Annotated in this window: 12 protein-coding genes; 3 read left to right on the top strand and 9 right to left on the bottom strand. The window is 43.2% G+C overall.

The window, feature by feature from the left end; all coding sequences use genetic code 11:
* Positions 1–99: 99 nt before the first annotated feature.
* The 4 genes from NYR53_RS12925 to NYR53_RS12910 all read right to left on the bottom strand — a co-directional run bounded on the left by NYR53_RS12925 (position 100) and on the right by NYR53_RS12910 (position 5082).
* Positions 100–1638: a response regulator gene (locus NYR53_RS12925; protein WP_261305548.1), complete on the bottom strand. Its 1539-nt coding sequence runs from the start codon at positions 1636–1638 to the stop codon at positions 100–102.
* Positions 1616–3451: a sensor histidine kinase gene (locus NYR53_RS12920; protein ID WP_261305547.1), complete on the bottom strand. Its 1836-nt coding sequence runs from the start codon at positions 3449–3451 to the stop codon at positions 1616–1618. Before NYR53_RS12920 ends, NYR53_RS12925 begins: the two co-directional genes overlap by 23 nt.
* A gap of 18 nt (positions 3452–3469) precedes the next feature.
* Positions 3470–4765 (bottom strand): ABC transporter substrate-binding protein, encoded by a 1296-nt coding sequence (locus tag NYR53_RS12915; RefSeq protein WP_261305546.1) that lies wholly within the window; start codon positions 4763–4765, stop codon positions 3470–3472.
* Between the two features lie 146 nt (positions 4766–4911).
* On the bottom strand, positions 4912–5082 hold the full coding sequence (locus tag NYR53_RS12910) for a hypothetical protein (protein ID WP_261305545.1): 171 nt from the start codon (positions 5080–5082) through the stop codon (positions 4912–4914).
* A gap of 281 nt (positions 5083–5363) precedes the next feature.
* Between NYR53_RS12910 and NYR53_RS12905 the strand changes: the two genes are divergently transcribed.
* On the top strand, positions 5364–6014 hold the full coding sequence (locus NYR53_RS12905; RefSeq protein WP_261305544.1) for a response regulator transcription factor: 651 nt from the start codon (positions 5364–5366) through the stop codon (positions 6012–6014).
* An 82-nt stretch (positions 6015–6096) separates the two neighbouring features.
* Here the strand turns inward: NYR53_RS12905 and NYR53_RS12900 are convergent, their stop codons facing one another.
* Together NYR53_RS12900 and NYR53_RS12895 are read right to left on the bottom strand one after the other, a co-directional pair.
* On the bottom strand, positions 6097–6372 hold the full coding sequence (locus tag NYR53_RS12900; RefSeq protein ID WP_261305543.1) for a late competence development ComFB family protein: 276 nt from the start codon (positions 6370–6372) through the stop codon (positions 6097–6099).
* A gap of 181 nt (positions 6373–6553) precedes the next feature.
* Positions 6554–9229: an alpha-L-rhamnosidase gene (locus NYR53_RS12895; RefSeq protein ID WP_261305542.1), complete on the bottom strand. Its 2676-nt coding sequence runs from the start codon at positions 9227–9229 to the stop codon at positions 6554–6556.
* A gap of 229 nt (positions 9230–9458) precedes the next feature.
* Between NYR53_RS12895 and NYR53_RS12890 the strand changes: the two genes are divergently transcribed.
* A complete protein-coding gene (locus NYR53_RS12890) occupies positions 9459–9983 on the top strand; it encodes a metal-dependent hydrolase (protein ID WP_261305541.1) in 525 nt (174 codons plus the stop codon).
* Here NYR53_RS12890 and NYR53_RS12885 read toward each other — a convergent pair.
* Positions 9980–10465: a hypothetical protein gene (locus NYR53_RS12885; RefSeq protein ID WP_261305540.1), complete on the bottom strand. Its 486-nt coding sequence runs from the start codon at positions 10463–10465 to the stop codon at positions 9980–9982. The two genes, NYR53_RS12890 and NYR53_RS12885, sit on opposite strands and share 4 nt — an antisense overlap.
* Positions 10466–11464: 999 nt before the next feature.
* Complete coding sequence (locus NYR53_RS12880; protein WP_261305539.1) at positions 11465–11926, bottom strand: RidA family protein; 462 nt, start codon at positions 11924–11926, stop codon at positions 11465–11467.
* A 115-nt stretch (positions 11927–12041) separates the two neighbouring features.
* Here NYR53_RS12880 and pdxR point away from each other — a divergent pair, with 115 nt between their 5' ends.
* The gene (gene pdxR, locus NYR53_RS12875; protein ID WP_261305538.1) at positions 12042–13436 is read left to right on the top strand and encodes a MocR-like pyridoxine biosynthesis transcription factor PdxR; all 1395 of its coding nucleotides are present in this window, start codon (positions 12042–12044) and stop codon (positions 13434–13436) included.
* Here the strand turns inward: pdxR and NYR53_RS12870 are convergent, their stop codons facing one another.
* A complete protein-coding gene (locus tag NYR53_RS12870; protein WP_261305537.1) occupies positions 13437–15182 on the bottom strand; it encodes a sensor histidine kinase in 1746 nt (581 codons plus the stop codon).
* Between the last annotated feature and the right edge of the window lie 111 nt (positions 15183–15293).

Raw genomic sequence — 15293 nt, 5'->3', positions numbered from 1 at the left:
AAAGCTGCGAATTTTATCCAAATTCGCAGCCGCTTGCATTCTATATAACACTGATTTTTTATATAATTCACAGAATTTACGATTATTCATCTTGAATAATTAGCCATTGCGCCTAAATTCCTTGACCGTTTTCCCTTCCAACTCTTTAAATACCTTGCAAAAGTAGGATGTTTCTTGAAACCCTGTTTTTTCAGCGACTTCGTATACTTTCCATGCAGGGTCTTGAAGCAGCTGCTTCGCTTTCTGAATCCGGTATCGATTCATATATTCGACGATCCTCATCCCCGTCTCGCTTTTAAATAGATTGGACAGGTAATTCGCACTCAAATGGAGAACTTCTGCCAGCCTTGCCACCGTGATGTCTTCAGCGTAGTGCTCTTCCATATAGGCGATTGCTCCCTGGATTTCCTTGCGCATCAACGTGTGCTCAGCCTTATTCCCAGCGATTTGCTTATTCAAATTTAGAAATAACGGCTTCACTTGCTGCAGAGGCTGAAGGACTTCTATCGCTTGGCTTACTTGTTTGTACTCCTGCTCAAACGGATCTGTGAACTTATTCATCTCCATAGCCAACGTTTTCAGCTGCATGATTAACTCTGTCAGCAGGTTACGCAGATCTGATATTGGCGGCTTTCTTAGCATAAGGCTTTGAAACAAAAGCTCAGTTTGCGTCTCAATAGCAGTGAATAGACCGCTTTTCATCGCTGCAACCAGAGGCTGAATCGTGATGCCTGCCAGGGTTTCAGCCTTATCATTGATCTGAAGGGATGTATAGGCATAGAGTTGACCCGTTCCTTCATACACATATTGATCTAAGGCTGTTTCAGCTTGCTTATAAAGCACGGCCCAATCCTTCAATCCATAGCCGATCGAGCTAATTCCCATTGTTACTGAGCTTACTTTTTTCATTCGGGTGTATAGCTGCGATGCTTGTCTGCGTGTTTCCTCCAAACATTTGTGTTCACTCTTCTCATTCGGAAAATAGATAATGACTGCCGTTCTCTGCTCCGAAATCGGTATAATCATGCTGGAGTCCGCTGACTGATCTTCTTTAGAATCATCCGCAAGGACTTTATAGTTTGCATCAATCACTACAACTGCTGTAGGACCTCCATGAATTGGAAAATGTACAGCGTTCGCTTGTTCTTCGATGTCCTCTGCTCGCTTCAACTCGCCTAAGAGAAGCTTCCGCCCCAATAGGAAGCGAACCTCTTGAAAGCTGGCATCACGAATACTCGCTTGTTTTCTTCGCTTATGATCTTCCATAATCTTGCCGTTCATTTGTTGTAATAGCTGCTGTAACGCGTTAGGTTCGAGGTCATGTTTTAACAAATAATCCTCTGCCCCGAGTTTCAGGGCTTCCTTCACGAACCGAAAATCATCGAAGGAGCTGAGTGCCACAATTTTAATGGATTCATCCTTTTGCTTGACCTGCTGGATCAGATCAATGCCGTTCATTTCGGGCATCGAAATGTCCGTTACAATAAGATCAACCTGTTGTTGCTGCAGAAGATCAAGTGCATGCACACCATTAAGTGCTTCACATACAATTTGGAAACCATAATCTTCCCAACGAATGATCGTTTTAATCGCATACCGATATATCGCATTATCTTCAACGATCATGGCGTTCAACATGCTCATTCCCCCTTTGACGGTGCGTTCTATGCGGAATCCGAACAATAGCTTTCGTACCTAATCCGGGTGCACTTTCGTAGCTAAGCCCATATTTCTCCCCATAATACAGCTGAATGCGTTCATTCACATTATGAATACCGATACTCGTCACTCCTGGAACCGATTCTTTACGTGCTGCTGTGTTCAATAGATTAAGCGCTTGTTCAGCTTCCATACCTATTCCATTATCTTCGACAATGAGTATGAGCTGCTTCTCTTCTATGCGGGCATAAAGGGCAATACGTCCACTCCCCTTGGACATTTCGATGCCATGAAGAATTGCATTTTCGACCAGCGGCTGAAGAATGAAATACGGAACCTCGCTTTCCAGCAAGCGTTCATCCACTTCATAGTCCATGCGAAAGGCATCGCCATAACCAATTTTTTGAATATAAATATAGTTTTTCAATTGGTTAATCTCTTGCTCCAAGCTGTGAAATTCCCCAACACGCCGAACCGAAGATTTCAATAATTCAATAACAGAAGTGACCATTCGCTCAATCTCGGCTTGATGGTTCATGCGGGCGTACCATTTCACCGTACCTAGCGTGTTATAGAGGAAATGTGGATTAATCTGACTCATAAGGACGGTAAATTCGGCCTGTTGTTTGGCAATTTGCTCTTTATACACCGTGTTTATTAAATCGTTAATCCGTGACAGCATAAAATTGAACCGTATAGACAAACTCCCAATCTCATCTCGCCCAAGAGGAATAATACGAACATCGAAATTGCCATCTTCAACTCGGCGCATCGTTTGCTCCAAAATTTTGATATTTCGCGTCGTAGAATTCGAAAGTAATACGGCAATGCCGGTAGATATCAGTACGGCAAGCAGTGAAACGAGAGCAATCACAAGAACTAATACGCGTGTACTGGACAAAAGATCAGACATCGGAATAAAACAAAGCACCCGCCAGCCCAGCGTTGATGTTCGTTCTTGGACGAATAAATGACTGCCTCCCTCAGCATTATCGACAATGGCCATGGAGGTATCATTCTCGTTAAACGAATAACTTAAGCTTCTTGAGATGAGATTGTCCATACCAGGCGTTCCGCCACCCGCTAACAGTTCGTTCGAAGGGTTGAGAATCGCAACATTGTTTTGCTTAATGATCGAGCTATTGCTCCCAAGGGATAAGAAATAATCCGAGTCGATACTGATAACAATCGTGCCAAGACTACGATCTACTTGACTCAAATCAACGAAATCTCTGATCAGGAACACTTCTTTATGCTTTCTCAGAGAAGGCGACCAGCTCATGCTTAGTTCATGACTTTTCAAATAATCAGAAGATTTGCTTGTCATCATGGTGACATCTTCCTGATTTAGTGTATGACCCAAGCCTTTTTTATTTTCCCACCAGTACACCTGTCCCTTATTTGTTTGAATCATAATGGCATTCATATAAGGATTTCCATTCCCGTACTGAGCGAGCAAGAACTCCATGCGGCTGCGGAAAGCCGGATAGTTGTCAGCTGTAACTTGTTCACCTTGTTCAGCAGCAATTTGCCGAATATTACTGTCACTAAGGACGTAAACGGAGGAAGTGAATGCTTCCTTCGCCCTAATTTCAATATTGTCGGAAACTTGATGAATGACCTGCATCGAGAGGTCTCTCGTATTCGATTCAATGAATTTCGTAGAGGCGTAGATGGCAACTCCGCCAATCGCCGATGAAATGAACAATATAAGAATCATATTAGATAGAAATATTTTCGTTCGGATGCGAAAGTCCTTTACCCGATTTAAGTTCCACGGGGTGGCTGTCATACGCAGATCTCCTTGCTGTCATTTGGATGGTTTGCGAATCCGATCGAATGCTTGATCTAATTCTTGAATACAGATATCCACATTGTGGTTGCGATCAATAACGAATTTCGTGAGGGCATTTACAAACACTTTTTGCAGATCCTGATTCATAAAATCTGTCGGCAAACGCGACCAATCATACGTTTTGCCTGTTTGGATATACGTTTCATCCAGTTCCACATAAGTGGGATCAAAGTCATTCGGCAAGCCTTTAATCACAGACAATGCCTTCTTTTTCGTCTGAAAAATCGTTCCCATTTCCTTCGAAGCAAACAGTTCTAGTGTTTGAAGCGCCGCTTCCTTATGAGGTGATTGGGGATTGATCACAATCCCTCCTGTTGATTTTAGTCCAAACTTAGCATCTTGTGGATTATTCGAATAAGGGAAAGCGAACAATCCTAGATTGCTCGCAGGATTCTTGGATTTAACACCGTCAACCGTCCACGTGCCATTAATAATCATCCCGGCTTTCCCCTCAGCAAGGAGCTCTTGGGCTTGGTTCCAATCGGTTTCGAACGGCTTGTTGTTCACATAATTCAAGCGTTCTCCATATCGTTTCAAGATGTCTTTGAAGTGAATTTGATCCTCAGCGAACGACGTTCGACCAGCTTCTATATCCGCCATCCAGTTACGGCCGGCGGCATACTGATTAGCCAGAAGATCCGCTGCAATGTCCCAAGTCAGGGTCCAACTATCCTTGTAGCCTACTGCAATAGGAATAATGCCTGCCTCCTGCAGCGCCTCGCATGCAGCTAAGAACTGCGGCCATGTTGTTGGCGGACTTTGAATGCCTGCTTGGGCGAAAGCCACTTTATTATAAATGACTCCCGCCCCATTCACGTCAATCGGAAGCGCCCATATTTTCCCATCGGATGTCTTCACACCATTCAGAAACCTTTCGTCGATTTGCGATAAAAAGGGTTGACCCGTTAAGTCCATCGCATATCCTTTGTGTATCAGATCCTGAGCGGACTCCATATTATCCAGCATATAGATATCAGGCATGTTATTAGAAATCACACGCGTGCGAAGCAAGCTCATATAATTGCCACCATCTACGCCCGTCAGCGTAAATGCATAAGATGGATGCTGTTTCGTAAATAGCTGTGTCCCCGCCTCCAGCCATTTCCGTGCCCCCTCCTCATCAAAGTGATGTATCCACGAAAGCGTCTGCTCCTGAAGCTGCTGTTTAGGCACGACCGTTACTGTCTGGGGTTGACAAGCGGTAAGCATCAGAGTTACAGTCATGCCAATAGCTAATAACCGAGTCTTCATCGATCCCCCTCATTCCATGATAACGTTTACAATCAGTATAACGGACATGGCCGATTAAAAAAACAGCCTATTTCCTCTTCAGAGAAAATAGACTGTTGTCTGTTGTATATACAAGCGAAATATCGCTTATTGAATGCTAGTTATCCCTATCCTTCATTCGATGAATTCCAACGATCATTGGCTTCAATGAAATCCATCATTTTCTTCATCGAAAGCTGAATCTGTTCAGCGGAGGGCAAGGTTACGTTGCAGTACGTTTGCTTCACAACATCCGTTAACACAGAATCGAACATGCTATCAAATTGCTCCGTTTTCATTATGAATCCCCTCCTTATTTTCTTAATTTTGGAAAATCACCTATACTTATCATATATAGAAACGCTAACGATAACAGCGCAATATTTTCTTTCGCAAATCCACATTTTTTTCCAGAAACACGCAAATTTATTTGCGTTAACGAAAAAAGACGCAAAAATAGATAAATAAAATCTAATTTGCAATCTTTTTGTGAAATTTGGTAAAATCAAGGAATGACGATAACCAGCGACGTTGAACTCAACATTCGGATCCCCCTACCAAATCAGGAAGGAAGTATCATATGATTAAGAAATCGAAGATTCTGATCGTAGATGATCACCCCTTAATGGCGGAAGCGACATCGAATACGCTGCAGCAAATCGAGGGTATACAGATAATAGGGATAGCTGGTACTGGCAAACAGTGCTTGGAACTCGTAGATTTGCATGTACCGGATATTGTTTTTTTGGATTATAATCTTCCGGATCAATACGGCGATGAGATTGCCAAAATCATAAAAGGGAAATATCCCGGCATCCACCTTGTTATTTTTTCGGGCATCGAATTATCACATCTTTACAATTATTTGATCGGACTTAAGGTTAGTGCTGTAATATCTAAGGAATCTAGCGGTACGCTTATTAAAAGCTTAGCTACTCTTTTGATAGAGAATTTCACGGTAATCCCTGTTCCTGTTTTTCACAAAATGAAAGTGGACAGCGGTAATTTGCATCAGACGGATTCATTGGATGACGATGAAGTGCACATGATGACCATGATTGTCCAAGGCTTAACCAATGAGCAAATGGCCGAGGAAGTGCATATGAGTAAACGAACCGTAGATAATTATATACGCAAAATTTATGAGAAATTAGGCGTGAAATCAAGGGCGCAAGCCGTAGATAAATTTAATCAGTTCAAGCATATTTATGAAATTAACCGGCGGCCATAGATGGTCGATGTGATAAATGATGAAAAAAAGACTAGCCACTTCGTGATGAAGAGACCAGTCTTTTTAATTGCAGTTCTTATGGTTAGGATTCTTCTCGGTGATGCTGATGATGTTCCACAATATTAGCCGCTTCCATTAATTCTCGCATAACATCGGACTGCAGCTGTGGATTGATATATAAACCTTTCACAAATAACTGTCCTTTTTCACTGGAAGTATATCGCGGAGGGATTTTATTTAAAACCAAAGCAAGCACGTCTTCTCTGCAAGTAGTGCAATCGCATTTCATTTCATAGTTTTTTTGAAACTCATCAAATAAATTCATCACTATCGTTTCCATTGCATTGAAGACTGCCATTGTAAGGTACCCCTTCTTTGTTCAACTATATCTCTATTATAACTCATATCCTCCTAATGAAAAAGTTATCAAAAAGGACCTCCCCCTATTGGCGGAAGTCCTCATGAATACGTTTCTTCAAGGCAGATTCCCCTCCAGGTCTATAACCCTTTGGGACAGCCTCATCTAATATCCTCATTTCTCAACAAATAATGGTGTAAGTGCCCGATCCAAGTTCTAACCGCAGCTCTCCATCACATTCCTCTGCTGATAGAACTCCTGATGCTGCCTGGGCTGCTTGATCATTAACAGATGACATTGCTAATTTCGCCCCTCTCAAGGTTGCAAGGCCTGTCGTATTTGGAGGCAGCTCTAGCTCATAAACTATTTTGCCATCAGCCTCTTTCTTCCACTCACTACGTATCTTACCGTAGATAGATTGGAGCGATGCTTTCGCGTAGTCAAGGCCGGAATCTGGTCGCGGACGGAATTGAATCCTTTTGTATCCAGGCTGCTGATCATCGGAATCGAGCCCCGCCACTACGCGGTACAGCCAATCCCCGATGGATCCATACGCATAATGGTTATAGGAGTTCATATCATCACTCCAAAACGATCCATCCGGCTTGATGCCATCCCAGTGCTCCCAGATGGTCGTGGCTCCCTTGTGAATCGGGTACAGCCATGATGGGTAATCTTCCTGTTGAACTAACTGAACAGCCAGATCATGGTAGCCATTCTCGGACAATACATGGCACAGATAAGGCGTACCTACGAAACCGGTCGTTAGGTGATTCTTCTGCTCGCCTACATAATCTGCTAACGTCTTCGCTAATCGATCACGCGTACTTCCTTTCACGAGTCCAAACATCAGCGGGAGCACGTGTGCTGTTTGTGTATGCACGGCCAAACGCCCGCTTGCTGTAAGGAATTCTTGCGTGAAAGCTTCAACAATGCGCTCATAAAGCTCACTGTACGTAGCCACATCCTCGCTGCGTTCCAGCACTTCCGCAGCTTTCACGAAAAGTGACGTCGAATAAGCATAGAAGCATGTCGCGATTAAGTCTCTAGGGGTCGCTCCTACATAGCTGCCTTCTTTGGCATCAAGCCCCAGCCAATCACCAAAATGAAAGCCCGTATTCCAAAGATACTCATTCTCTCCTTGGCTTCGCATGTACGTAATCCACGCTTTCATGCTGTCATATTGCTGTTCCAGAATGCGCTTATCGCTGTATACCTGATATAACGTCCACGGGCATATGACTGCTGCATCCCCCCATGCAGAGGAAGAGTGGTCATTCGGACCAAGCACGTCCGGAATGACGAATGGAACGCCGCCATTCTCATGCTGATCCGCTTTTAAGTCGCGCAGCCATTTGGTGAAAAACAAAGCCACATCATAATTAAATGCTGCCGTGCGAATAAATACTTGCGCATCTCCTGTCCAACCGAGTCGCTCATCCCGCTGCGGGCAATCCGTCGGTACGTCCAGGAAGTTGCCTCTTTGTCCCCACACAATATTTTGCTGAAGTTTATTCAGTAACGGATGGGAACATTCAAAAGTACCGCTAGCTGCCATATCCGTATGAATGACATGTCCCGTGAAGCGCTCTGCCTCGAATGCTGCATCCTTGGGCCATCCTATTACTTTGACATATCGAAAGCCTTGGAATGAGAAATGGGGTTCATAATGTTCTTCCCCGCCACCTTTGCATATATAAGTAACTGTCTGCTTTGCGTTACGCAAGTTCCCTATATAGAAGTTCCCTTCTTGATCCAACACTTCTGCATGCAGCAGCTGAAGTCGAGTTCCGACCGGCAGCTCCAATCGCATGTGCACTTTTCCGACCATATTTTGCCCAAAATCAAGAACCGTTTCACCAGAAGGTGTTTCAATAACAGCTATCGGCTTCAAATGCTGGGTAACGCGCGATGGCTCATTCTCTTGCATGACTAGGATGTCTTTGGAATGATCAAGAACCGTTACCGAGTGCCATTTATCGTCCTGATACGCCGGCATGCTCCACCCGCTAAGCTCCAGGTTAGCATCGTAGGTTTCACCATGGTACAGCTCAGACATCCGAACCGGCCCTAATGAAGCACGCCAAGAATCATCACTAACAGTTATTTCTGAGCTTCCATCTAGGTATTCGATATGTAATTGGAGGAAAAGAGCTCTAACGTCCCCAAATATATTTCGTTGATTCTTCCAAGCCAAATTGCCTTTGTACCAACCGTTTGCCAGCACTGCGCCAAGGGTATGGTTTTCACCTTGCTGCAGCAGGCTCGTAACCTCATACGTCTGAACCTGCAGTCGGTGGCGGTAGCTGGTCCAGCCAGGTGTGAGCTCCCAATCTCCCACACGAGCTCCGTTGAGCTCAAGCTCATAAATGCCTAGACTCGTTGCATAAATAGTCGCTTTACGAATTCCCTTACGTGCTGTGAATGTCTTCCTCAAATAGAAAGCTTCTTCTGCGTCAGGATCAATGGAGGCTGCATCGGGTGTAATCCACATGGCAGACCAGTCATCTGGACTAAGCTGTCCCATTTCCCAGAAAGCGATTTCACTCCAAGGCGATGACAAGCCAGTATAATCCCATACTTTTACACGGTAAAAATAACGCATTCGCGGCAGCAGCTCTTGACCCTCATAAACGACATGCACCGATTGTTCCGATTGTACGTGACCGGAATCCCAGACCAATCGACTCGGTTCGAATGAATTTTCATCCATACTAACCTGGATCTGATAAGCTGATTGCATGGTATAATGATTGTCCGAAGCAAGCTGCCAAGTAAAGCGAGGCAAAGTCGTATCCAGTCCAATCGGGTTGACGCGGTATTCGCATGTTAAATTAGAAATATTGAGTGTCGTCATTCAAAAACGCCTCCTTCTATTATCAAAAATATCTGTGTCCTGTTCTTCAAGTAAGCATCCATACGACCTATTGTAGAGCATCAGATGATGTGATATGAAGGTGGATTCAGACAATCTTATAGGTGGAATACGACACGGCATATTTAATTTTGGGCCTTCCCCTCAATTCAGGATCCGCATGCGAATAGTATACAGTTAAAGTTAAATCACGTAAGGGTAGGAGTTTAAGATGTTACAAAAAACACACAGTATTGCCGGATTCATTTCCGCGGAAATCGTTCTCACGTATCAAGATATTAGTTTCTTCACCTGGGATGCCGCTGGGGCTCTTTTACTTGGATGTTTGGCAGGCACGTTAGCGGATGTCGACAAGCCAGGCTCTACCATGGCGAAGGTTCTCTTCCCTTTATCTGCTCTGCTGCGGCTGCTGAAGGTAAAGCATAGAACGGTTACTCATTCCCTGCTTTTTCTACTTCTCTTAGTCGTCATTGTAATGCCCTTATCCCCTTTATATTTCTGGGTATTCATCCTGTCTTACGCGTCGCACTCATTTATCGATTTATTCAATGATAGAGGAGTTCAACTCTTCTGGCCTATTCCCTTCAAGATTCGTTTACTCCCTAAATGGATAGCCATTGACACGGGTTCAGTGAGCGAGACCGTCTTCCGCTCTCTACTTCTGGTTTTGAGTCTAATCATCCCTTTTTGGACTTATGTACTTCCGCAAATCTTGAGTCATACCGCTATGTTTTAATGTGTTGCAACAATATAATCCCCATTGCTATTTAGCAGAAATTGCGCATGATAAGCTCCTTGAGCATCGGGCTCAGCTAAGCTCTGCACGATCTCGCCAACAGCAGGAACTCCTAAGAAGTCGTTCAATTCCTTCTTCATCGTCGATTGGAAAAGGATCTCGACTTCTTTTCCCTGATTTCTCGGAAAAATAACAGGATGGCTCAAATCAATCGGATTATTCTCATCTAATAATTCAGAGTGGTTCAGCAGTTGGCTCGGAACTTCCAAATTATCAGGAACGGAGACCAATAAAACCGTTTCCGTATCATTGGTTTTTACTTGCATGACCGTTCCTGCCACGTAAGCCGGACCCGATTGAATTTCTTCCATCGACATCATACTTTTTTCTGGAGAAATGAAAGCAAACAACGCAAACAGAGGAAATAAATGAAAGAGACTTTTCTTGAACTCTTCCTTGTAGCGGCATTTTGACATGTTCATTCTATGCTCCCCCTTAGCGATTAAATCACGATTCATAACATTCGTTAGTTATCCTTACCCCGTTTATAAGTTTTTGAAAACTAAAAGTAACAATTTTATCCTGACGGAACGACGAATCGTTATTTGGACGAAAAACACCGAAATCAAGAGGAAGCGGAACGTTAGAAGCGTTATTTCGCGGTTTATGCCTTTGGATCGCTCTTTTTTGCTCAATTAACGTCCTCTGGTTCCTCTCATTCGATTTCAAGCGCAAATTCCCCAAAATAACGAATCGACGTTCCGCTTACCTAGTGGCTGGGTGGTATTCATCGGCAAAGAAACAAAAAAAATGAGAAGGGGCTGTCTCAAAAGCCAATTTATTATTTTCGAGCCCCCACTAAGAGTCTAATTTTATAAACTAAAGAACCTCCATCTCCCACTGTGCTAGTGGAATGGAGGTTTTTTAGTAATATTTGGGACGTTCTCTATCATGCGAACATTTTGAGACAGTCCCATTTTCCGTACTCGGGAGTGAATCCATCCCCCCCAATTCTGTGCTTGGGGACCCGTTTAATGCGTTCGATATGGAAAATAGGGCAACCGAAGCTGCTTATTTGTTCGAATAGCTCTTGTTATGGATACTTAAGCAAGCTATGTTTGCTTATTGATTACTAATGCGCCCAGAAAGTCATGTATTTGTAGAACATAAGCACAATCTGTGGTCTTATCTCATGAGTTACCATGATAGTTAGAAGGAATTAGCACATCTAGCTTGCCTATTCATTCCCGATCACAATGTAAATATTTTAATGACCAAGACGCAGGCTGGGTTTGTATGCGAGATAGATATTGATATGTTTCACAAGCCAAATCGGCTATGAAGAACCTCCATCTCCCACTATGCTAGTGGAATTGGAGGTTCTTTTGCGTAAAATTCGGGGCGTTCTCAATCATGCGAATACTTTTGAGGCAGCCCCATCTCATTTTTTTCTGTCCCTCTGAGGGCTCCCCCTTTATTAGTTACCCCTGAAAGTCAATCTCAAATATCGTATCAACGACAAGAGGAAGATGATCTCGTAATGAATTAGCCCCTAGAACCGATCGAGCATGGGCCCCCATTTCGCCGAATACCTCCTGCATAAGATCAGAGAACCCATTTAAAACCAAATGATGCTCGTTGAAATTAGGATCTGCATGGACGAAGCCTTGTACCTTTACAACCTGCGTAATCCTATCCAAGCTGCCAAGTGCATGTTTGGCTGCAGCAAGCACTTCAAGACCTGCCAACCGTGCCAGTTGGTAGCCATCTTCTGTTCTGTAATCCATCCCAAGCTTCCCTTTGGGGTTCCCGGTTGGCCCTTTTCCCGAAATAAACAACAATTGACCGGTAACAACATAATTAACATAGTTTGCAGCAGGGCCGCTGTGCTCAGGCAGGACAATACCTAATTGGTTTAGCTTAGTCTCAATCGATTCTGTCACTATACTTCACCTCTGACTTTATTGATCATTGCTTATCCTAGAGTCTATACTATAATTGACCCTCCGATTAGGTTCAGTTTCCTACAAAAAATAGGGGTCAGATTCGAGGTTTTCTATGTTCGATATTTTGCTTACCAGCGATGAACAAGGTCCGCTTTATATACAGTTATATCGGCATATCCGAGGTCTTATCCAGCGCGGCGCTATTCCAGACGGTACGAAATTACCTTCCATTCGCGCGCTAAGCCAGCAGATTCATTTCAGTAAAAACACAATTGAAACTGCCTACCAAATGCTTATTGAAGAAGGATATGTGATTAGTAAACCGCGTTCTGGCCTTTATGTGGTCGCTCCTTTATTGCTCCAAACGAACACTAACCAACATGCGTTCAATCTATCTCAGAACACCAACGAGAAAGCTCTGCAATCTCCATATGCTCCTATTGATTTTAGTCTATTAGAAACAGACAGTGAGTCTTTCCCGCTTCAAGCGTGGAAGGCCTGCTTAAACGAATCCTTTAACTACAACAGCTGCCGTATTCACCAATATGGCGACTACAAAGGCGAATACGCGCTGCGACTCCAAATTGCTCATTATTTAAAGCAATCCAGGGGTGTTACCTGCTCCCCGGAGCAAATCCTTGTTGGAACGGGAATGTCTAACAGCCTGCATCTCCTCTCGAAGCTAATCGGACAATCCGCACGAGTTGCTTTTGAAAAGAATGCCATAGCTCAGGTCGGTGATCTATTTTCACAGAACGGATACACGGTGGTCTCTTTTCCGCTAAATGAAAATCTTTCTATTACGGAGATCATGCCTGGAAATATAGACGCGGTATACGTTACTCCTTCCCACCGTCCTTCAGGAAACCATTTATCCTATGCGATTAGGCAGGAGCTGATTCACTGGGCCTATCATAATCAAAGCCATATTATTGAAGATGATTACGATGGGGAGTTTCGCCATGCCGGCAAAACCATTCCATCCCTTCAAGGCCTTGATCCGCATGGTGTGGTCATTTATATCGGAACATTTTCCAAAGCTTTCACGCCTGCATTACGTATGAATTATATGGTGCTGCCTCCTCAACTTTTGCCTAAACTTCAATCGATGGAACGTACACTATCAAGCCCTTCACGTTTGGATCAACTTGCCATGGCTCTGTTCATGGAACGTGGACATTGGTACCGACATATCAGGAAAATGCGCAATACGTATCGGAAAAAGCATGAGAGAATGCTCCAGCTCATACACACTCATCTAGGCTCTCATGTTCAAATAGAAAGTGGAGGCGCAGGCCTGCACATTGAATTGACGGTCAATCGTACATGTTCAGCAGAAGAGTTAAAAGAACTTGCCCATGCTAAAGGAGTTCGTGTTTACAGCTCACAACAGCCGGAGCTAGTACCCAATAACAAAAAGCCCAAGATTTACTTGGGCTTTGGTGGAATAACTATTAAGGATATGGAGCGCGGGATTCCATTATTAAAAGAAGCTTGGATACGATGATTATTGCATCGGAACCGATATTTGGAAACAGATGCAGCCGTCTGCGACAGACACTTCGATGGTCCCTTTGTAATGCTCGATTCGTTCCTTCACAACCGATAGACCAAGCCCCTGGTGCTCACCGTCACCTTTGGTGCTGTAGCCAATCGTGAACATTTTGTTATAATCATCAAGATGGAAATCCGGATGAACCGGGTTAGTTACTGATATGGTTAAATGGTTCGACTCCGACCATCCGTTAACCATCACTTCACGTTCATCAGGCGGAAACTTATTGACTTCATCAAACGCATTATCAATCAAGTTCCCAATAATTTTCACGATATCAACGGATTTCACACCTAATGACAAGCCTTCTAGTCCGGTAAAATGGTAATTGAAATCGATTTTGGTTCTCATGGCAAGCGCAATCTTGGCTTGAATAAGAGCTGCAATAGCCGGATGCCCGATTCGAATGATATCGTTCACTTCGTTGATTTCTTCAATTAATTCCTTCATATATTTCATTTGGTCTTCTTTTTTCCCATTAGACAGCAGAGCATACATGGTTTGTACATGGTTTAGAAAGTCATGCCGTTGACTGCGTATTGTAGCAAACATGTGATCCACGTTTTGAATGTACATTTCTTGTGTGGTCTGGACAGCTGTTTCTCGGCTTTTCGTAATAAATCGGAATACAAAATAGATAAACACACAACTAAAAATCGTAAACAAAAGGATAACAATAGTAAGCTGAACGAGCTGTTTATTCAAAGTGCGTTGAATCGTTTGATAATCCGAGACGATCGTAATGACATAAGGAATTTCCCTCTGAACTTCGGTCAATTTATTCTTAACAGGAACAAACATAAACGTTTTCAGAATGGGCTTCCCATTCCAATTCTCCACTAAGCTAACTGGTTTATTTTTTAGTATGGACGCCTTATAATTTTCCAAATCTTTCGTACTCGTGATGTTATATGTACCAAATATAACCGGGCGGTCATAGACCGATATGAATGGAACCCCATTACTGTCTTTATACTCAATCGGCTTTGTACCAAAAGTTGTCCCGTTCAGTCCCGATATTTCCAAAATATCTGGATTCGAAGCGAGCGTTTTCTTCACGATCGTATCCGCGCCTACGATTTGCTTGAACTTCTGAATTTTATCCGCATTGACAAACACACAGATTAAATAATTCGTGCTTCCATCATAAAAGTACCCAAACTTACTAACATTGCTTGAGCCTGAAGCCGGAACTTCATAAATACCCGACCAGAAATTAGGCAGCTTTTGTCCTTCAGCAATCGTAACTTGATGGTTATCAAGAAGCTGGCTAAACGCCGTAAACCAATAACCGAATGATTTTGTACTTGTTATCTGAAGTTCCTTGGGCTCGGATGACTTGCCAACCATGATATCATCACCATTTCGCTTCATTAACGAGAAGCCATCGACACCTGCTTGCCTAGCAAGATCAATTAATTGTTCATTCGTAACTTTATTAATATCCGGATCTAACTGACTCTTGGCGAAAAGAGCGACTGAACGAAGATTCTCACCAATCAAATCTTCTACAAAAAATGAACCTTCCTCTGATTGTTCAATGGATGTGCGAATTTGACTCGCTGTCGATTCCATGCGTTCGGATAACGCTTGCGTTAGGAGTGATTTCGTGATCCAGTAGTAAGATGTGTTATTCGTTACCAGCAATAAAATAACAATTGCAAAGGTGACATAAATGACTTTGGTGTTGATTCTCATGAAGTTTCACACTTTCCTTTTTATGTAAACTCAATATTACAACGTAGACGTGAGATAATTTTCGACACGATTCGAGAAAATATCCCTCTTTCTGTAGTATAGTTGGATACG

This window comes from Paenibacillus andongensis (assembly GCF_025369935.1).
GTDB lineage: Bacteria > Bacillota > Bacilli > Paenibacillales > NBRC-103111 > Paenibacillus_E > Paenibacillus_E andongensis.
The sequence above is the reverse complement of the archived record's forward strand: the minus strand, read 5'-3'. Positions and strand labels throughout refer to the sequence as shown.